The 20,441-nt window shown below is 40.4% G+C and carries 20 protein-coding genes; 17 read left to right on the top strand and 3 right to left on the bottom strand.

Translation table 11 applies throughout. The features are described 5' to 3' along the window. Positions 1-437: 437 nt before the first annotated feature. From Q1J64_RS12310 to Q1J64_RS12295, 4 genes are all read left to right on the top strand, one after another. Entirely contained in the window at positions 438-785 is a 348-nt protein-coding gene (locus Q1J64_RS12310) for a cell division protein FtsK (protein ID WP_301109376.1), read from the top strand. 72 nt (positions 786-857) lie between these two features. Further along, complete coding sequence (locus Q1J64_RS12305; RefSeq protein ID WP_301109375.1) at positions 858-1,526, top strand: HAD hydrolase-like protein; 669 nt, start codon at positions 858-860, stop codon at positions 1,524-1,526. A 37-nt stretch (positions 1,527-1,563) separates the two neighbouring features. After that, positions 1,564-2,316 carry a GNAT family N-acetyltransferase gene (locus tag Q1J64_RS12300; RefSeq protein WP_301109374.1) on the top strand — a complete coding sequence of 251 codons (753 nt, stop codon included), beginning with the start codon at positions 1,564-1,566 and terminating at the stop codon, positions 2,314-2,316. Positions 2,317-2,392: 76 nt separating this feature from the next. After that, positions 2,393-2,887, top strand: a complete 495-nt coding sequence (locus Q1J64_RS12295; protein ID WP_301109373.1) for a hypothetical protein — start codon at positions 2,393-2,395, stop codon at positions 2,885-2,887. 136 nt (positions 2,888-3,023) lie between these two features. Here Q1J64_RS12295 and Q1J64_RS12290 read toward each other — a convergent pair whose 3' ends face one another. Both Q1J64_RS12290 and Q1J64_RS12285 read right to left on the bottom strand, forming a co-directional pair. Then, on the bottom strand, positions 3,024-3,152 hold the full coding sequence (locus Q1J64_RS12290) for a hypothetical protein (protein WP_301109372.1): 129 nt from the start codon (positions 3,150-3,152) through the stop codon (positions 3,024-3,026). Between the two features lie 222 nt (positions 3,153-3,374). Next, entirely contained in the window at positions 3,375-4,151 is a 777-nt protein-coding gene (locus Q1J64_RS12285; protein WP_301109371.1) for a DUF2935 domain-containing protein, read from the bottom strand. Between the two features lie 535 nt (positions 4,152-4,686). Between Q1J64_RS12285 and nadX the strand changes: the two genes are divergently transcribed. From nadX to Q1J64_RS12270, 3 genes are all read left to right on the top strand, one after another. Beyond that, the gene (gene nadX / locus Q1J64_RS12280) at positions 4,687-5,469 is read left to right on the top strand and encodes an aspartate dehydrogenase (RefSeq protein WP_301109370.1); all 783 of its coding nucleotides are present in this window, start codon (positions 4,687-4,689) and stop codon (positions 5,467-5,469) included. Positions 5,470-5,857: 388 nt separating this feature from the next. Continuing rightward, positions 5,858-6,379 carry a sigma-70 family RNA polymerase sigma factor gene (locus tag Q1J64_RS12275; protein WP_301109369.1) on the top strand — a complete coding sequence of 174 codons (522 nt, stop codon included), beginning with the start codon at positions 5,858-5,860 and terminating at the stop codon, positions 6,377-6,379. Continuing rightward, positions 6,360-7,025, top strand: a complete 666-nt coding sequence (locus Q1J64_RS12270; protein ID WP_301109368.1) for a TIGR04104 family putative zinc finger protein — start codon at positions 6,360-6,362, stop codon at positions 7,023-7,025. The genes Q1J64_RS12275 and Q1J64_RS12270 overlap by 20 nt, the downstream gene beginning before the upstream one ends. Before the next feature lie 52 nt (positions 7,026-7,077). Here Q1J64_RS12270 and Q1J64_RS12265 read toward each other — a convergent pair whose 3' ends face one another. Beyond that, entirely contained in the window at positions 7,078-7,809 is a 732-nt protein-coding gene (locus Q1J64_RS12265) for a Bax inhibitor-1/YccA family protein (RefSeq protein WP_301109367.1), read from the bottom strand. A gap of 402 nt (positions 7,810-8,211) precedes the next feature. On the opposite strand from Q1J64_RS12265, the gene Q1J64_RS12260 reads away from it, so the two are divergent. From Q1J64_RS12260 to Q1J64_RS12215, 10 genes are all read left to right on the top strand, one after another. Further along, positions 8,212-9,396: an AAA family ATPase gene (locus tag Q1J64_RS12260; protein ID WP_301109366.1), complete on the top strand. Its 1,185-nt coding sequence runs from the start codon at positions 8,212-8,214 to the stop codon at positions 9,394-9,396. 14 nt (positions 9,397-9,410) lie between these two features. Continuing rightward, a complete protein-coding gene (locus Q1J64_RS12255) occupies positions 9,411-10,850 on the top strand; it encodes a vWA domain-containing protein (protein ID WP_301109365.1) in 1,440 nt (479 codons plus the stop codon). A gap of 226 nt (positions 10,851-11,076) precedes the next feature. Then, positions 11,077-11,442 (top strand): hypothetical protein, encoded by a 366-nt coding sequence (locus Q1J64_RS12250; protein ID WP_301109364.1) that lies wholly within the window; start codon positions 11,077-11,079, stop codon positions 11,440-11,442. Positions 11,443-11,451: 9 nt separating this feature from the next. After that, complete coding sequence (locus Q1J64_RS12245; protein WP_301109363.1) at positions 11,452-13,293, top strand: YcdB/YcdC domain-containing protein; 1,842 nt, start codon at positions 11,452-11,454, stop codon at positions 13,291-13,293. A gap of 175 nt (positions 13,294-13,468) precedes the next feature. Beyond that, complete coding sequence (locus Q1J64_RS12240; RefSeq protein WP_301109361.1) at positions 13,469-15,049, top strand: DEAD/DEAH box helicase; 1,581 nt, start codon at positions 13,469-13,471, stop codon at positions 15,047-15,049. Continuing rightward, positions 15,003-15,785 (top strand): YqhG family protein, encoded by a 783-nt coding sequence (locus Q1J64_RS12235; RefSeq protein WP_301109360.1) that lies wholly within the window; start codon positions 15,003-15,005, stop codon positions 15,783-15,785. The genes Q1J64_RS12240 and Q1J64_RS12235 overlap by 47 nt, the downstream gene beginning before the upstream one ends. 158 nt (positions 15,786-15,943) lie before the next feature. Further along, on the top strand, positions 15,944-16,633 hold the full coding sequence (locus Q1J64_RS12230) for a response regulator transcription factor (protein ID WP_301109377.1): 690 nt from the start codon (positions 15,944-15,946) through the stop codon (positions 16,631-16,633). Next, the gene (locus Q1J64_RS12225) at positions 16,630-17,634 is read left to right on the top strand and encodes a sensor histidine kinase (RefSeq protein ID WP_301109359.1); all 1,005 of its coding nucleotides are present in this window, start codon (positions 16,630-16,632) and stop codon (positions 17,632-17,634) included. The genes Q1J64_RS12230 and Q1J64_RS12225 overlap by 4 nt, the downstream gene beginning before the upstream one ends. A gap of 93 nt (positions 17,635-17,727) precedes the next feature. After that, positions 17,728-18,489, top strand: coding sequence for an ABC transporter ATP-binding protein (locus Q1J64_RS12220; protein ID WP_301109358.1), 762 nt, complete (start codon positions 17,728-17,730; stop codon positions 18,487-18,489). Further along, the gene (locus tag Q1J64_RS12215; protein WP_301109357.1) at positions 18,479-20,419 is read left to right on the top strand and encodes an FtsX-like permease family protein; all 1,941 of its coding nucleotides are present in this window, start codon (positions 18,479-18,481) and stop codon (positions 20,417-20,419) included. The genes Q1J64_RS12220 and Q1J64_RS12215 overlap by 11 nt, the downstream gene beginning before the upstream one ends. Positions 20,420-20,441 lie beyond the last annotated feature (22 nt).

Raw genomic sequence — 20,441 nt, 5'->3', positions numbered from 1 at the left:
CGACTCCTGCGGGAATAGCAATTACTTTTGCGAGTAAAAGCGAAGCGTTATGAGCATGAGCCTTGAGACCCCGCAGGAGCGTAGCGACGAGGAGGCTCAAGCCATGCCCGCGGAAAGCGTCCGCCTGAAACGGAAATCAACGGTTTTAAACTACCTTCTCGCTAGCGGGTGCAATTCTTGAAGAAGGACTGCACCCATTTCAGTAAATGGGCTTTAAGATTGAGGGTACAAAAAAGAATTCTTTATTCATAGGCAATAGATTTGTTGACGAATACTATATGTCTAAGCTATTAGGGCCGGTTATTCAATGAAGAAGTAAGATGTCAATTGATAAGTGATGGATGTAAACCATACTGGACCTCTGGTGTTTTTATCACAATTTTGGGGCCGATGAATTGGTTGCCGGTTTGAAACTGTAAACAGGGCGGGTGTACTGCATGAAGCAATTTAAAAGAATGATTGAATTCCTGAACAGATTGAAAGCCGTGGATGTTTGGGGAGACAAAACTGAAGGTCTTTCTACTGATGAAAAAGAGTATCTGGACAGAATACCTACTCAAAACCCGTACGGTCTTCTGGGGATGATGTTCGGCGGGTTAGCGTTTGCCTTTGGGCCGAAATATGGATTTATTCCAGTTATCGCTTTGATTTTTTGTATCGTGACACTGTTTACCTTTGATCGGGAAAAAGAGGATAATCCTTGGCCATTTTATGTAGGAATAGCTCTATCAATCATTGGTTTGACTATGTTTATTCTGGGTGAGGTGCATGAATTGATCGCTTAAATCCGAAAAGATTTATTAGAAATGGACGCAACTAATGAACAAGAAATTTGTCGATTTACGAGGTGGAAAGCGATGGCTCAGTCAATGATTTTTGATATGGATGGCACACTTTTTCAGACAGATACTATTTTAGAACTGGCACTTAATGATACGTTTGATCATTTGAGGACAATGAATAAATGGAATGATGCGGTGCCTATTGATCAATTTCGTGAAATCATGGGGGCACCTTTACCGAAAGTATGGGAAACGCTGCTGCCCCATCATTCTAATGAAGACAGAAACTATACCGATGCCTATTTTCTTGAACAATTGCTGGAGAATATAAGAAACGGAAACGGTGCTTTATATCCTAACGTAAAAGAAATCTTCGGTTATTTAAAAGAGAACGACTGTTCAATTTACATAGCGAGTAACGGGTTAATTGATTACCTGCATGCTATCGTCGACTATTATGGTTTAGATCAATGGGTCACGGAAACATTTAGCATTCAACAAATTGCTTCATTAAATAAGTCAGACTTAGTCCAGAGTATCGTAAAGAAATATCATATTACTAGCGCGGCGGTGGTGGGTGATCGTCTGTCCGATATACATGCGGCAAAAGAAAATGGCTTACTGGCAGTAGGATGCAATTTTGATTTTGCTCATAAAGATGAGCTTGCTCAGGCGGATCTGATAATAGATGACTTATTGGAGTTAAAAGATCTATTACCCCAATTTATGAACACAGGTCAATAAACCAATAAAGCACTAGATAAACAAGGAGAATAAGGAAATGATACAAATAACATTTAAAGATATTTATACGCTGGGGAATATTGTGGACGAAAATAATCAGTACATACATGTCCATTACGACAAGATGTTATCAAGATATGATAGTAACTTCATAGAGTTTAAAGAATTGCCGTCTGTAGTGGATTTCAAAGAAGCGGAAGAATTTCTCAAAGACTATCATGTTAAAAGGGATCAGAACCACGTGAAATTTTACTTTCCTGAGAATACGAAGCCGACAGAGGAGCTATACGCATACTTGAATGAAACGGGGTACGAAATTGGTTTCCTGGAGTTGTATGCCATTCAACCAAAGCATTTTCCTCTGATGAAAAATTGTCCGGAAATAGATATTCAGGCTGTGACAGAAGAGAACTTGGAAACATTCCTGAATTTGCAATATCATAATGATTTGGAGTTTGGAGTGGAATTTGCAAAGCAGAAGGTTGGGTTAATTAAACGCCAATTTGAAGATCCAACTATTCGTCAGGTGTTAGCCTATTATAAAGACTCACCAGCTGGCTATGTGGAACTGATTGTTAGCGATGAAACAGTAGAAATCGACAATCTGAGCGTCGAGGAGTTGTTCCGGAACAAAGGAATCGGAAGTCGATTGCAAAGTTTCGCAATGGAGCTGTTTCCAAATAGGACTGTGATTCTGGTGGCTGACGGGGAAGATACCCCCAGAGAAATGTACAGAAAGCAAAATTATGCGTATCAGGGTTTCAAATACGAAGTGATAAAAATAGATTAAGAGCAGTTGTCATTTATGTTTTATCAGGTGTGGCTAGGAGGAATAAATTATAAAAAGAAAAAATGTAATCATCTCTGTGTCAATTATCCTCAATGTCCTTTTACTATTCATAGTTTTCACCGTTTATTCTAAGCTGAACAGCAGCAAAGAATTAGCTGCAAATGAGATTCAGCACCAATTAATTTACCTGGAAACCACTATTGCTGAACAGATGTCAGCAGGCTGGACAGATCCTGAAATTGTATCAAGACAGCTGGAACAATCCCTGGAGACGATGCATCGGTCGGGAGACTTAGTAAATACTTCGTCAAATATTGCCGGTAAGCATGACAATAAAACAATTACTGCTGCTCTCAGCAAATTAAAGGTCTATAAGAAAAGTGACGGTAACGATTCCGGCAAGGACAACGCCTCAGATGTAACCCATTTTGAAGAGCTTCATTCAGTTCTGCGAAAAAATGGTTTTGGCCAGGGCATTCAAATTACAGTTAATGATTTCGATGCCTTTATTGTGAAAATGGATGGTTTATACAAGAGCATGATAAATCCTTTGGAGAGTGAAAATCGATGACAGGGATTTTTGGTGCCTTTACTGAAACGACCCGAGAGGCTGGCGCTTGTAGCTGGATGACACCAAAAGCGGAAAGCGTCAAACAAATAATTCATATAAAAGAGCAGCCCGGAGAAAAATTCCGGACTGCTCTTCTTTAATGCCCCCTAGAATAAGTTTTCTGCATGCGCTCATAGCGGTACGTTTCACGCTCATACGGCGTGTCCAGCCGCTCATACCATTTTGCCAAGTGATCATAGGCGTTTGGTTTACGCTCATAAGTCATCTACAAGCGATCATAGACAAGTAAAACAGAACGAAGTTTTTTCAGGATGTGACTGGCTGGGAGTAGAAGACACAGCGTTATGATTTTCTCTAAATCAGCCGAATTCATTCCCATCACCGCCTCTCTACTACTATAACGAGGCACGTTTAAAAAAAGTTTTAACAAAATAAAAAAAGACAGAAGATATCTGTCTTTTTCTCGATACATATAGGTTTATAGAACTCAGGTTACAATTTGATCCTCTAAGTTTTTCCACAAGTGATGGGCTTCTCTTGCGATATGCTCAAGTAAATCAGGCGGAGCAGTTGTTACCGCAGCACAGGCTTTAATTAGTTCACTCAGCTCCAGTTTAAATGCTTCAAGTGCTTTTGCTTCCTTAATGACCATCTGGTTAAACGTATTCAATATAGGTGAGACTTCATTGCGCGGCCGGCGAATCATGGTCTTTAATGAAATAGCCTGAAGCAAAAGGTTCTCAAACTTTCTAGTCATCGCTCTGACTTGGTCATGCAATTCGTAGTTAGAGGCATCTACGTAATGACTGATGAAAATCAAATGGTCCACCATTTGCCTCAGCCAAAAGTTACTTTCATGAATTGTTGCATCAGCTGGTGTGATGTAGGCATTTGTTTCAATTAATTTAAAGACTCTTTCCGATTCTTCTGCCTCCCTGATCATATGGTCGAGAAGTGAAGTGGGGGTAGAGATAATGACGTCACAACGCAGCGCTCGATCCATCGTATGAATAAGTAAATCCTTGAATTCATGCGTTGCACTTTTAGCCTCGTCAATAATCAATTCGATATCACCTGTTTTAGATTCCGTCTTTTTAAATATCTTTGCCATTCTGTCAATCATTTGCTGGTTGGCACGGGCAAGCGCCATTTCGTGGTGACTAATTTCTCTGTCGAAGAACTCACCATGCTCCAGGTTATTACGCACCCAGAAATCAATGATTCCAAAGGTGTCTCTTTCATAATTATCGGTATAGCCAGCCATCCTACCATTCCCCCCGTCTTTTAAAAAGGCATCTATCCATCCTATTAAGAGTTGTGGTTTTATATGTATGGATAGGGTGATTAATAAAAAAATGGACAGTTCTATTTTGAGGCATCAAACATATTCCAGCATCTCTAAGAGTATGGCTAAATACGCTGAAACCATTACTTTCCATATACATAATTACATAAAAAACTACCCGGTTATCATTTTAGATTTTCTGGACATTGCTGTTTCTGTATTAGGGTGTCAGACTTTAAATCGTCCGACTAAGCTATTTAATTCTAATGCCGATTGAGAGAGCTCTCTAAATTTTTATAGTATATTATACCTTTAGTATTGATATGTTTATAGCTTTAAAAGTATTTAATAATAGTAATAAAATGGTTCTAACAACTAATACATTTACTACGGAATTGATTTGACAACATATATTGCTGATACATAGGAAATAAAACAATTCTTCAGTATAATAAAGGGTATAAAATATTGTTGAAAAGAATAACAATTACATCTGGTTAGGGAGTGTTCTGAAATGAAAATCGGAGTAATCGGCACAGGGAATATTGCTCAATATTTATTGGAAACAATTAATAATTCCAGAAGACTTGGGGGTGAGGTTGTCTCTATTTTCGGCCGTAATCAAGAGGTGGGGCTTAGACTGGAGAAACAGTACAATACAACGTTCTATACAGACTTCGAGGCATTTCTTAACTCGCCAATCGATATTGTCGTCGAAGCCGCGACAATTGAGGTTGCTGTTCAGCACATGCATGATGTACTCCACTGTAAGAAAGATCTGATTCTCAGCAGTATAGGTGCTTTTAAAGATACAGCGTTTCTCAATGAAATGAAAGAACTCGCTCGTTCCACTGGGCAGCACATCTATTTACCTTCAGGGGCAATCGGTGGACTGGATTTACTTCAGTCAGCTAATTCAGTCGGCGGCTTGAAAGAAGTTAGGATCACGACCAGGAAATCCTATGCATCATTGGGCATGGAAGTGAAGTATGAGGAGGAGTGTTTATTCGATGGCGTTGCACTTGATGCCATTGAACAGTTTCCGAAGAATGTGAATGTCGCATTGCTGCTGTCAATTGCCGGCCTCGGAGCTGACAAAACGAAGGTTCGAGTAATTGCAGATCCCAAAATCCAAAGAAATACGCACACCATCCAAGCTAGCGGTGATTTCGGCGAAATGAATTTGACCATCGAAAACGAACCGATGCCAAATAATCCAAAAACGAGTTATCTGGCTGCACTCAGTATTTTATCCACATTACAAAACAAAGGGAACTCCATAACTATCGGCAGTTAATTTACTAGCAGTCCTCAATCATCAGGGTTGAGGATTTTTTCTGGTGCAATTTGGGATTGTCATCAACACATGTACTTGACAGCATATTTAGTATGCTGTCTGCGGTTTGCGCTGCAGATGGGACGCTTTCCGCAGCCGCGGCCTCAGCCCAGGGGCTTCTGCTCTTGCTGTTCTCGCAGGAGTCGCCCATCTTCGGCTTCAATCCTCAAAATAATTTATAATAAATTAATATTTCGCTCAAATAATGTAACATTTTCGCCCAAAAAATTATAAGAAATTAAGAACAGAGTGAGGCGAATATCTGCAATTTGCAGACGAAATATTCGTTTATAATTGAATCGGAAACAGAAATCAATCCGTCTATAGTGTAAAGGCAGGTGTGGTCGCAGTGGATATCGAAAAAGTGCTCGGGGAATATGGAGATTATTTACTTCGGGTAGCTTATTTGTATGTGAAAGATGAAAATATAGCAGAAGACATTGTACAGGACGTCATGATGAAATTTTATCAGAATCAAAGGCAGTTTAAAGGACAGTCCTCGTTGAAAACATATTTAGTGAAGATGACGGTTAATCGAAGCCATGATTATTTACGGAGCTGGAAAAGTAAGGGGCTTGTTTTAGTGGAAAAGCTAAGAGGCATTTCTGCTAAAAGATCACCGGAACAGCAAATGATTAAAAATGAAGATAATCAGGTGCTTGTGAAGGCTATGTTTTCGATGACGCTCATCTACCGGGAAGTGCTGATCCTTTACTATTTTGAAGAGCTATCCACAGTGGAAATTGCAGGATTGCTCAGCTGTCCGGAGGCAACGATACGAACACGTCTGCAGCGGGGACGAAGGCAGTTAAAGCAACGACTTCAGGACGAAAATCGGGAGGTAATGTATGATGTCTGGAATGAAGGATAGATTATATTCTGAACTGTCCACTGTCAAAATTTCTAAAGAGCGCAAACAGCAAATGCTTCATGCGATCAAGAAACCCGAACAAAAAAGCTTGAAATCGGGGAAATGGCAGTATCGTACCGTGCTTGTAAGTTTTGTGATATTGGCGCTAAGTTTCACTTATATCAGTTTCGTCAGTACGGGTACTGGAAACCTTGCTGTTAATTCAGCTGACGTATCTGGGGAATCTACTTTCAGCATCATGACATTATTGCAATCTGAATTTGTGAAACTGGCTAGTATGCTGGCTCTGTTCATGATTGTGTACCTTATACTCATGCGGAATATTCGTAAAGAAAAAAGAACTTTCCCGGTTTGTACAAATTGTGGTGAGGAATGGACGAGGAAGCAGTCATTTTTTGGTTCTATCAAAAATAGAAGAACATGTTATTATTGCGGTGCTACACAGTATTTAACCAGAAAAACGAATAAGAATATGTTATGGTTTCAATTTTCATTCACTTTTATTCTCATAATCGCGCAGATATTTTCCGGATCGTTTGTGGGGATTGTCGTGTATCTGATACTGTTCATAATTCTTTATATACTTGTTGCTCCTTATTACATGGTTTTGCAATCAGAAAATCCCGATAAAGAACCATTTTGGTAATAGACAAAAATAATAGACTGATTGAAGTAATCGAACTTCAATCAGTCTATTTCTATTTACTTCGCAACTTCGAGATCAAACGCAAAATCTCTAAGTACAGCCATACAAGAGTGATCATCAAACCAAATGCTCCGTACCACTCCATGTATTTCGGTGCCTGCTGATTTGCGCCTTCTTCAATGAAATCGAAGTCCAACACTAGATTCAATGCGGCGATCACGACAATAACGACAGAAATGATTATGCCGACAAGACCAGTTTCATGAATGAAAGGAACGTTCATTCCAAAGAAGCGGAGTATCAAGTCTGCGATATAAACGAAAAACACTGCCCCGGTTGCCGCAAATACACCCATCCTGAAGTTTTGGGTAACTTTAATCCAGCCTGATTTATAGATGAACAGCAGCGAAAATAATGTACCGAATGTGAGCAGGATGGCTTGCGTTGTGATTCCTGCAAACTGTGTTTCATACATAGCTGAAATACCGCCGATGGCAAGACCCTCCAGTAATGCATATAAAGGAGCGGTATAGGCTGCGATTTTTTTAACAAAGATCGTAATAAGCGCCACAACGAATCCGCCGATCAGCCCGATTAACATCAGCGGCTGTATATTGTTTCCCGCAAAGTATTGTGACCAAGTGAATGTGGCAGTTGCACACAAAAGAATAAATAGAAGAAACGTCTTATTTACCGTACCGTTAATCGTCATGACTTGCCGAGTGCTGTCAGTCCGCAGTCCGCGAAACGTATCTCTGCCTAAACTTGGATTGGATGATCTCATATATTTCAGTCCTCTCTTTCCTGTTCCATATAGCAGTATACGATTCGTAAAGAGAATTAGTTTCAGTTGTCAAATAAAAAAATCAGTTCATTTAGATGAACTGACGCAGGAAATGGAATAGTAACTGATAGAAATGCCACTCACCTGCTGTTTGGTTCCTTGCATGCAGCTCAAGTATAATATGAAGATTGTCTGATTATTTTGTGTAAACTTTGTACAAGGTGTTCGAAAAAATAATTCCTTTCTGATGAGTGGGAAAACATCAAAAAGGGTAAGACTAAGAGTACAGCAGTTGGATTTTTATATGTGTAAAAACAAACATTAACTCTATCAAAGGTTAGACAAAATATCATACTGCGTAAAACGTCTGTTTTGACAATAATTTGAGGAGTTGTGTGAGCAATGAATGCGAATTTAAAGAAGCTGGAAGAGATAAAGCAGGCACTGAATACAAAGTTTTATGAACGAGAAAATGAAGTAGAAGGAATTTTAGTCGCACTGCTGGCGCGCCAGCATATGCTGATGATCGGGCCGGCAGGTACTGCTAAATCGGCCCTGTCTGCAGAACTGGCTAAAATTGTACAAAGCACTGAATATTTTCAGTGGCTGCTGACAAGATTTAGTACACCTGAAGAAGTATTTGGACCGCTATCATTAAAAGATTTAGAAGAGGGAGTTTATAAACGTAACACCGCGACGAAAATGCCGGAAGCTCACCTCGTATTTCTAGATGAAATTTTCAAAGCAAACTCCGCCATACTGAATAGTCTGCTGACGTTGATTAATGAGAGGTTATTCTATAATGACGGCTCGCCTATTGAAGTTCCATTGATGTCCGTAATCGGCGCATCCAATGAATATCCAGAAGAAGGCGAAGGATTGGAAGCTTTATTCGACCGCTTTCTCTTACGTTTTGAAATAAATTTCATTGCGGATGAATCCAACTTTGTTTCGATGATGAAAGACAATGGCGACGCTGTGGAAACGCCGGCTATGCATTTGGATGAGTTAATTCAGCTGCAGAAAATGACGGACAATGTCCAGATTCCAGATGAAGTGTATGAGACATTATTATTGGTCCGAAGAAAACTTCAGGACGAAGGAATTCAGCCGTCGGACCGCCGTTTCAAGCAGTCACTTGGTGTTTTGAGGGCAAAAGCTCTGATCAATCAAAGGGAAACTGTTCAAATTGATGACATTGCCATACTTGAAAATGCTCTTTGGGAGACGCTCGATCAAAAAGAAGCCGTCTCGAATATTGTCCGCAGGCATGCAAAAGATCATGCAGCACAAACTCTTGCTTCGATAGAAAATGAAGCAAATGAAGTGTTTGATGCAGCAAAACGTGATCATTCGACAGAAGCGGGTATGGAAGCGATTAAGAAATTCCAGGTGCTATCGGCAGATTTGACTAAGCTGAAAGAAAGTACGCCAAGCCGTTCTGCTGAAATTGATAAGGTGCAGACGCAAGTGAATTCCATGAAAAATGAAGTGGAAAGCAGCAGGCTGGATGCTGAATATTACGGTGGTGCTGACCGGAAGAAAGATGGAAATGAAGGTCAGCACGGAGTCTTTTTTAGAATGTAGGGAGGATGATTTCTATGAGACCAAGTAAAATAATCAGAGATCATCGTTCAGTACTCAATACAGATTCTTTTGATAAAAGACGTTTTAAAGAGCTGTTTGAAATGTCTGAAGGACTGCAAAAGGTGAGAGAAGAAGGCGAATTGCCGACGATCGAAGCGCTACTTGGTGATATCTGGGCCGCATTCTATAAGATGAAACCCCAGCTCTTGAAGGGAAGTACTGATATCAGTTTGAAACCAAACCGCACGTTAATGGAACGAATTATGACAGATGAAAAGTTTGAAGAACATCGAAGTTATACGAAATTGGATGATCTGGCTTCAGCTATCTGTGCAGTGAAATTTGGTGAGGTAATTAATACTTGGCTTGCTGAAGAAAAGGCAGAGGACGAAGAACTGCAGCAGCAGCTCGATGTAGTTCAGGTATTGCAGGATGAATTTCCAGTGAAACAGGCAGAAGAAGCAGAAGAAGTAGAAAGTGGAACTCTTCAAGAGTTGGAAGATGCGAGCGTAAAGCTCAATGAAAAATTGGAACTAACACTTGAAACAAACGGGGAACGATTCATGCAGGCTATGGACGATGCAGTGAAAGAAACGATAAAGGTGAAAGAAAGTTTGATCTCATTGATGGGCGGATTGAGTGCAGGTAAGGGGGACGCGGATCTGAAGAAAGTGCCGCTGCGTGATCAGCTGGCTGTTGCAGATAAAGTAGCGATGGATCCGAAGATGCAAGAAATTGCTGAATGGGCCGGACGTTTCAAAGAAGTCGCACGTCAAAAACAAAAATCTAATTATGCGGAATCAATAGAAAGAAGAGGCGTGACAATGGGCAATGAAATGGAGCGCCTGCTGCCAATGGAGTTAGGCCTGTATACGCACAAAGCGACGAAGAATGATTTTCTTCGTCGTTTTGCAGAAGGCGAAACGTTGCAGTTTGAACAAAAAAAGCGGGAAGAGCTGGGCAAAGGACCGATTGTTTTTTGTCTCGACCAGTCTGGCAGTATGAAGTTGCTGGATAACCAGTCGAAAGGCTTTATTTTGGCACTGCTGTCTATTGCAAAAAAACAGCGGCGGGATTTATGTGTACTGCTATTTTCTACAACGCTGCAGCGCGATACATTTTACAGAGGTAAAATTACAGGCAATGAACTAATCCGCCTGGCAAGAACATATTTAGGCGGCGGAACCGATTTTACACTTTCACTTAATGCGGCGCTGCAAGTGATCGATCAAAGTGCCTTCAAACAAGCCGATGTGATTTTCGTGACAGACGGAGAAGATGAAGTGAGTGCAGAATTTCTTGATACCTTTAATCGAAAGAAAAAGGAAAAAGAGTTCCATGTGCTGACACTTGTCATCGGCAATGAAACCGGTCAGGCTGATGCTTTTTCTGATAGGGTCATTCATGTTACGGATTTTGATGAGGAAGGCAGTTTCACTGCTTTTGAAATATGATCTATATTTTACAATAAAAACACTCAATGTATTAGTGAGTGTTTTTTGTTATTTATTTATAGATTTAAGCATGTACCTACTCAGGCATTCATAAAATAGTTTGGATATTGAATGCAGAGGGGGAATTTAAGCTGTCGAGCTTCAGTTAAAAACGGAAAGAAATTTCACAGCAACAGATGAAGTAACTGATTGTATAACATGAATATATTTAACTAGGGGGATTATTTTGGTTATTACTCGAAAGATCGGTGCAGTAGTTGCTTCAGCAGTTTTATCAATTGGCATGTTCTCATCCATCACCTCTGCTTCAACTATCGGAAATGGTCAACCGGAAAAGACGAGGATTCAACTCGCCGCAGCGGAAAATCTTTATACTAAAGAAGATCTAATTAAAAAATTCCGCAAAGCCTTCCCGAATCAGTTCGATTTTTTGGCAGTTGGTGACTTTCAAATGAATAGCGCACATATTTATCCTGACGATGAAACTGTCCGATATGATCTTTATTTCACAAAAAACGTGAACGGTAAGCGATTGTTTGGTAGTGTCGGTTTTATTGGAAACAATATGGAGATTGAAAACTTCTACTATTAGCCTGTCAATATGGCTGAAGCATTATTTCCTGCGAAAGTTAGCGAAGAAGAGGCAAGTAAAATAGCGGAAGGATTTATAAAGAAATTTATTGGTGGAAATGATTATCGACTTGAAGCAGGAGCTGCTTCCAACGAACCGAGAAGGACATTGACAGAGCCTATTCAATATTCATTTATTTTCACGCGTATAAAGGATAAAGTGTCGATCGCTGATCAGCACATTGAAGTGACTGTTTTAGGAAATGGAGAAATATCCAGCTTCTATAAAACATTACCCTTAACGAAACATTCAACTTTTGATGAACTGACGAAAATCAAAAAGCCGGAGGAATTATTGAAGAAAATGAAGACTGATCTTTCGGCAGAACTAAATTATCAGATACACTACGACTATGTGACAGGTGAGCGTGATGTGCGGCTTGTTTATCAACCCGCAAGCGCTCTACTGGGAATCCATGCAATTTCAGGGAAATGGAAGACCGAAAATGGATATACCAATGAGTATCCGGCAGCAAAAAAAATAGAAAAACTGGCGGCAAAACCACTTCCGCCGCGTCAGAACGGCATAACTGCAGATGCAGCGAAGAAACTGGCTGAACAACTTCTTGCGACAGATTCCAATGAAATAAAATTAATAATCGAATCAGTTCAGGAAATAGAGAGACCACGCGGCGAAAACATTTTCAGTGTTCAATATATGTATCAATACGCAAATGGTGGAATGGGTTCAAGCCTAGACATTAGTAAAAAGACAGGAGAAGTAATTCAGTTTCATAGCTTGCAGGAAAATATAGTAAGAGAAATGGGTAAAGAGAATACTAATAAGAAATCCATTTCTCGGCAAGATGCAACCAAGAAAGCAATCTCTTATATTAAAAAATGGGCACCGTCTTACTTGCACCAATATGCCATGCCGGTAGCCGATCCATATATTGATGAATCAACCGGTTCGATTCACTTTTCATTCCCAAGAGCAGTAAATGGAATTCTTGTATCAGGTGATCAAATCAATATTGGAATTGCTGTGGATGGATCTTTAACTAATCTAAACATCGACTATCAAGATATTGAAGAGTGGCCGGCAATCGAGAAAGCAATTCCTAAAGTTCAAGCCACCAAGATTTTCAAAGAGTCGCTTGATCTACAATTAGTGTATTTGAAACAAAAGGAAACTGAAGCGCATTATGATCTCGTATATGTCCCTGTGTTTAATGGGAATCCCCAGCATTATCTGGATGCGGGTTCAGGAGAGTGGAAAAACTTGTTTGGTGATAAATCATCCAATGTAATTTCACATCCCTGGGCAGAAGCGGAGTTAAACTATCTTCTGAATGCCAAAATATTAGATATAAAAGATGTGAAGAAGTTTAATGCGGATGCTCCTGTTTCAAGAGGCGAAGCGTTGAAAGTACTTATGAATTCACTAACGTATTTCTATCCGGGCGACCATTATTTTAACCAGGAGCAAACGCCGCAAACCTTTGAAAATATCGGCAGTAAACATCCGTTATATCATGTGATTGAACACGCAGTTGAACTCGGTGTCATTAAACCTGACAAGAATTTTGACGTAGAATCCTCTATCACTCGAGAAGAAGTGGCCGTATGGTATATACGGATTTTAGGTCTTGAACAGGCAGCAAAGGAAAGTACTATTTACAAACTGAACTTTACAGATGCCAATAAAGTTCAGCCTAGTTTAATAGGCTACGTGGCAATTGCAAATTCATTGGGCATAATGAAGGCTGAGAAGAACCTGTTTCATCCTGGGGAAGATGTGAACTACGCAGAATTGGCGTCCGCTTCGATACGTCTGGCACATGCAATGGCAGAGAGCGGAAGAGGTTTTTAATAAGTAGAATATTAAAAAACACGCTGACATAAAAGCGTGTTTTTTTTATGGGAAATATTGAATTACTGTTCTGTATAGTTGTTTTGGCAGATAGAAAGCGTAAAAATGGATTCCTCATAAGAATCTCTTTATTGGACATCCTAAACTCAATGAAAAGCAAGTTGAGGTGATTTATGTGCTAATTGAGAGACGTTCCGATTGGAAGGAAGGTTTTGTGGATCGGTTGGAAAATAGTGCGCCGTGGGACAGCTGGACGCTGTATAAAATGAGTTATGACATCACGAAGAGCAATTTAATTACCGATTTCAGCGGCTTGCAGTCTTTAAAATACTTGCCTCATATTAAACCGCTTGATCATCAGTTAGAAGCAGCGCAGCGGGTGATTGAAGAAATGAACGGCAAAGCAATACTGGCAGATGAAGTAGGATTAGGGAAAACGATTGAAGCGGGATTAATCCTGAAAGAATACTTAATTCGAGGGCTAGTGAAAAAAGCCCTGATCTTAGTGCCTGCATCACTTGCGAATCAATGGGTGGAAGAACTCCATTATAAATTCCACATACCTGCTATGCTCTATAGAAAGAATTATGAACTGGATTATGTCGATGTGGTCGTTATGAGTCTCGATACCGCAAAGCGAAGTCCCCATAAAGAGAAAATCGATGCGCAGGAGTATGATCTCATTATTGTAGACGAAGCGCATAAATTAAAAAATCATAAGACGATTAGTTATCAGTTTGTACAGAATTTGAAGAAAAAATTCTGCTTGCTGCTGACAGCCACACCAATTCAGAATGATGTATTCGAATTGTTCTACCTGGTAACGCTTCTCAAACAAGGTCATTTGGGGAATTATGAAAACTTTTCAGCCGTGTTTTCTGCACGCAAACGAGACGCTGAACAAGATGAGTATTTAAAGGAATTGGTCGGTCAAGTGATGGTGCGCAATAAGCGTTCTGATACGGGAATTGAATGGACAAACCGGCGGGTGCAAGTGATTCCTATTGAGTTTACTGAAGAAGAGCGAAAGATTTATCAGTCTGTTTCAGCATTGAAGGATATCTCTCCTGTTTTTTCAGATGCTTTCTCGGTGATCACACTGCAACGTGAGATGTGCAGCAGTCAGCTGGCGACGCTAGGTACTTTGCAGAAGCTGTCGGGAGAATGCATGAAGCCGGAGGAAATAGACTATGTAGCAGATATCATACAGCAGCTTGAAAAGCCGGCTATTCATTCGAAAGCTCAAAAAGCTGCGAATCTAATATTGAAGGCAAACGATAAAGTGATTCTCTTCACGGAGTATCGGGCAACCCAGAACTATTTGCATGAATACTTTTATTCACAAGGGATTTCCAGTGTAATCTTTAATGGGAAGCTAAGTAAAAATAGTAGAGAATGGGTCAAGCATCTGTTTAAACAGCAAGCACAAGTTTTGATTGCGACAGAGTCAGGAGCAGAAGGCATCAACCTGCAGTTTTGTCATCATGTTATCAATTACGATCTCCCTTGGAATCCAATGAAACTCGAACAGCGAATCGGACGTGTTCATCGATTGGGGCAGACCCAGGATGTGCATATCTATAATTTAGCCATTAAGGAAACAATAGAAGATCATATGCTCCATGTGCTTCAAGATAAAATTGGAGTGTTTGAAAAAGTCGTAGGGGATTTGGATGATATTCTGACAACTGCCGGGAAGGAGGGCCAGCATGTATCCGAAGCAAATCCACGATTATCTCCATCAATTCTTCAATGAAAATAACTGTGAAGTAATAGAAAGACACGAGAATTATCTACAAGTGCAGCTAACCATTGAAATGGATAAGAAAATTATGAACCGGCCATTTTACTGGCGTTATGTGGAAAGCGTCAATGAAACACCGAGGCCGGCGCAACTTACACTTATCACGGACATTCAGCAGCTGAAGAACGGTGTGAAGGGGGAAGTCGTCCACATGGGCTCTCCAAGACTTCATCAGCTGTTTCAAGCGACAAAAGAAATGGGCTTGTTTGTAAAGATGTTTGAGCAGCTCAGTGCAAATCAGGATTCGCAAAGGGTATTGACACCTTGGCTGTGCGTGAATTATAAAGTTTCTTACCACTGCCATCAAACGAAGGAAGTATTGTACTCATTAGGAATCAACTTGATGACGGGAGCGGTTTTTCAAGAGTTTAACGAAATGATGGATGCGCGTTTTTTAGCAGACAAACCCCCTGAGCAAGTTTATCAATTGCCGTATATCATTACACCAATGCGTGCATTGGCCCGTTTGGATGCAGTAATTGATCGAATTGTGGATGAACAAGATCAGACATGGGCAGAAGAAGCAAAAAAGAAGTGGCGGAAGGATCAAGCGGTGCTTGATTACTTTTATGAAGGACAGGAAAATAAAGCGGATAGCTATGAAGTAGAAAAACAAGCAATTGCAGAAAGGTTCAAACCGAAAATTACGATTGATATCGTAAATGGCGGACTGTTTTATCTACAATAGTACGGGGCGGGCATGCGAAGCTTATTAGCCTATTTGTTGAACAAGATGTGAGCAGTCATATGAATACAGCCTGACCAGACAAAGTGTAAACTTGTTTGGTCAGGCTATTTTGCTTATAGTGGTAAGTAGCTTAACAAATGGAAAAGTGGGTGAGTACTCTGTTTACAATTATGCTGATAGAGGATGATCAAACATTATTTACTGAATTAAAAGAGCGTCTGACGCAATGGTCATATGAAGTAGTCGGTGTGAAGGATTTTTCGAATATCTTGCAAGAGTTTACAGAGCGTAAGCCTGACCTCGTCATTATCGACATTCAACTACCGAAATTTGACGGATTTCACTGGTGCCGTATGATTCGTACTCATTCAAAAGTGCCGATCGTTTTTCTGTCTTCCCGGGATCATCCGACTGATATGGTAATGTCCATGCAGCTCGGCGCGGATGACTTTGTGCAAAAACCCTTTCATTTTGACGTGCTGATCGCCAAGATTCAGGCGACATTGCGCCGTGTATATAATTACAACACGGAACAGAACCTGGAATTGAAAACATGGTGCGGTGCAACGCTGGATCTAGTAAAGGGAACCATCTCAAATGAAGAGGCATCCATTGAACTGACGAAAAATGAACTGTATATCCTGAAATTACTTGTTGAACGGAAAAATGAAATTGTCACAAGGGAAGAAATCATCACGAGCCTGTGGGATGATGAGAGATTCGTCAGTGATAATACACTGACGGTGAATGTCAACCGACTGCGGAGGAAACTGGCAGACCTGGGCCTGAGCGAAGCGATTGAAACAAAAATCGGTCAGGGCTATATTGCGAAGGATAAAACTGTATGATCAAAGTATTTCTAAAGGAAAGAGCAGCCTGGATTCTATTCTTTATGTTTCTGCAGCTTCTTGTCCTGATGATGGGCTATTTGGACGCCAGTATCCCGATCCAGTCCGTTTTCTACATAACATTTTTGTCCAGTCTTTCTTTTCTGTTCTTTCTATTCATTCGCTATTCTAAAGAGACACGCTTTTATCGGGAATTGAAAAGTCAACAGGATGCTTTGGATCTGACAGCAGTTCCTGAAGCGAACAGCCCTTTTGAAGATATTGCTTTCAATAAAATGACAGAGCAAATTGAGGCGTACAAAGATCGATTAGATTATTTGGAGATTAATGTGAAGCAGGAGAAGGACGATATGCTCAACTGGATTCATGAAGTGAAAACTCCTTTGACGACCATGCAATTGATGATTGATCGTATTGAGGAGAAACCACTTCGTGTGCAAATTATGTACGAATGGCTTCGAATTCATTTACTGCTCGATCAGCAACTGCATCAAAAGCGTATTCCTTTCATTCAGAATGATTTATATATAGAACAGATCGACCTGCGGCAAGCGATCTATCAGGAAATCAAATCACTCAAGCTGTGGTGTGTGCAAAAAGGAATTGGATTTGATGTGGAGATGCAGGTTGACGAAGTGCTGTCGGATGGCAAATGGCTTGGCTTTATGACCCGGCAGCTGTTGACGAATGCCGTGAAATACAGCGAAGCTTCCGATATTCGAATTTGCAGCTGGGCGGAGGGCGAAGTGAAGAAATTATCCATAGAAGATTCTGGACGCGGAATCGCTGCCAGAGACCTTCCACGGATATTTGATAAAGGTTTCACGGGCACAGCGCATCATCAGGATCATGCAGCTACTGGAATGGGTTTATATTTAGCGACTCAGGTGGCGGAATCGCTGCATATAAAGATTCAGGTTGAATCGATAGTAGGTAGGGGAACTATTTTCACTTTAACCTTCCCGACAAAAAATGAAATGGTACGCATTGCAGGCATGTGACGACAATGTCACATGCTTTTACTCATTGTCATGTCAAAGACAGGAGAAAGTCTGCCTGATTGTTTAAGATAAGGGTAACAAGGAGTGATGGACATGGTTATTTTAGAAGCTTCAAAGATATCTAAAACATATGGCAATAAATTAAATAAACAAGAAGTGCTGCGGGCGCTCGATCTGCAAGTGAATAAAGGCGAATTTGTCAGTATTATGGGAGCATCTGGTTCCGGGAAAACGACATTGCTTAATGTGCTTTCCTCGATTGATCGGGTGAGCCAAGGGACAATCCAAATTGAAGGGCAGAATCTCAATCAGCTGAAAGAGAAGCAGCTTGCCGAGTTTCGAAAGCAGCATCTCGGATTCATCTTTCAGGATTACAACCTTCTGGATACACTGACTGTGAAAGAAAATATACTCTTACCGCTGTCTGTTCAGAAAGTGAAGAGAAAAGTGGCGGATGATAAATTCAAAGCAGTTGCTGAGGAATTGGGTATTTGGGATATTCAAAATAAGTATCCGAATGAAATCTCGGGAGGTCAAAAACAGCGTACATCTGCTGCGCGGGCATTCATTCATGAGCCGAGCATCATCTTTGCGGATGAACCGACGGGTGCTCTTGATTCAAAGGCGGCATCTGATCTGCTGAATAAATTGAGTGAGTTAAACACGAAACGAGCTACATCGATTGTCATGGTGACGCATGATCCCCTAGCAGCAAGCTTTAGCGAACGTGTCGTGTTCATTAAAGACGGACAAATCTATACGCAACTCAATAAAGGGGATCAGACAAGAAATGCGTTCTTCAATGACATCATCAAGACGCAGGGTGTGTTAGGCGGGATTCAGCATGACGCTTAATCAATTAATCTGGCGTAATATCAAGAAAAATATCAAACACTACTACGTGTATATTTTTGCACTTGTATTCAGTGTGGGTCTTTACTTTTCATTCGTCACGCTGCAGTTTGATCCTGCGATAGACGATGCTTCCGGATCGGTAAAAGCAGCTGCAGCCTTTAAATCGGGCTCTGTTTTATTAATCGTCATCGTTGCGGTTTTCCTGCTGTACGCCAATACCTTATTTATTAAACGGCGCGGGAAGGAAATCGGGCTGTTTCAATTGATCGGGATGACTAAGGGCATGGTATTTCGAATTCTTAGCTTAGAAAACCTTCTATTATATATTGGTTCACTTGTAGTTGGTGTATTGCTCGGTTTTTCAATGTCCCGATTGCTGATGATTATCCTTTTTAAAGTGACAGGTGTAGAAGAGATAGCAACGCTTCGTTTTTCTCCCGAAGCACTTATTCAAACCATTATAGTCTTTTCGGCGATCTACGTACTGATTCTGGTCATGAACTATTTGTTCATCAAAAGACAAAGTATCCTGTCGTTGTTCCGAGTATCTTCTGTCGCACAGCAGCGAGTACAGAAAATGACTCTGCTCCAGGCAGTAATAGGCGTGTTAGGCATTGCGCTGATTCTGTTTGGTTATTATCTGTCATCAAGATTATTCAGCGATTTGTTTATGGGGAATCAGTTATTTCTTGTGATGATTCTTATACTGGCATCCGTTATTGTAGGAACCTATTTATTTTATAAAGGATCCGTCAGTTTCATTTTTAATTCGATCCGTAAACGAAAAGGCGGTTATCTGAACGTTAATGATGTTCTATCGTTATCAGCCATCATGTTCCGAATGAGATCGAATTCCTTTTTACTGACAATCATTACCGCGTTGTCTGCGTTATCGATCGCGCTACTTTCGTTAAGTTATATCTCGTATTATTCTGTAGAAAAATCGGTTGAGAAGAATATACCGTATGATTTCTCTATGATCAATCCTGATCATGCGGAAGAATTCATGCAGAAGCTTACAAATGAAAGTATTGGCTATACAGAAAAAACAATAGATTTATTGGAGTTTAATGCGGAGTTATCGAATGTGCTGACCCTTCCTGGAGTAGAGGATATTAATGCTGTTCAAAACAGTTCGATGACAGTGATCAGTGAACGGGTGGTGTCGGATTTGGATATCGCTGAATCGGAAGTCGTATTCATCAATCAAAATGAGCTGACTGAAAAAGTCATAAAAATCCGGGCGGGTGGAGAAATTGAATTTACCGGATTAGAAAACATCTACAAACTTACGCTGACAAAAGTAAGTGATCTGGCTATACTTCCTACAAGAATTACTTATGCTTTTCCAGTAGCTGTAGTGGATGAGAAAATTTTTGAACAGATGAAAGCAGATCAGCAAACTGAATTTTCACCTGAAATTCCAATCTATACAGGTATTTCTATTAAAGATGCTAAAGAACTCGTCCTGGCAAATGATGTGTTTAAAGAGTTGGAATTGGATGTTTGGGCAGGGCAGGAATCCAAATACGATGAAAAAGTAAAGCAAAAAGAAAATATAGGCGTGATCATGTTCATTGTCGGATTTTTAGGACTGGCTTTCTTGATTACCTCTGGCTGTATCCTATATTTCAAGCAGATGGACGAAAGTGAAGATGAGAAAGCTAATTACACGATTTTGCGAAAGCTTGGTTATACACAGTCAGACTTGTTGAAAGGCATCCAGCGCAAACAACTGTTTAACTTCGGTATTCCGCTGGTCGTCGGTTTATTACACAGCTACTTCGCCGTAAAATCTGGCTGGTTTTTCTTCGGTACAGAGATGCTGACACCGATGATTATTGTGATGCTGATCTATACAGCACTGTATTCGATTTTCGGCATACTGTCGGTATTGAATTATAAACGGGTAATTCGTGATTCCTTATAAGCAGATACGAGTAAAACCAGAC

This window comes from Sporosarcina sp. (genome assembly GCF_029257255.1).
Lineage (GTDB): Bacteria > Bacillota > Bacilli > Bacillales_A > Planococcaceae > Sporosarcina.
The sequence above is the reverse complement of the archived record's forward strand: the minus strand, read 5'-3'. Positions and strand labels throughout refer to the sequence as shown.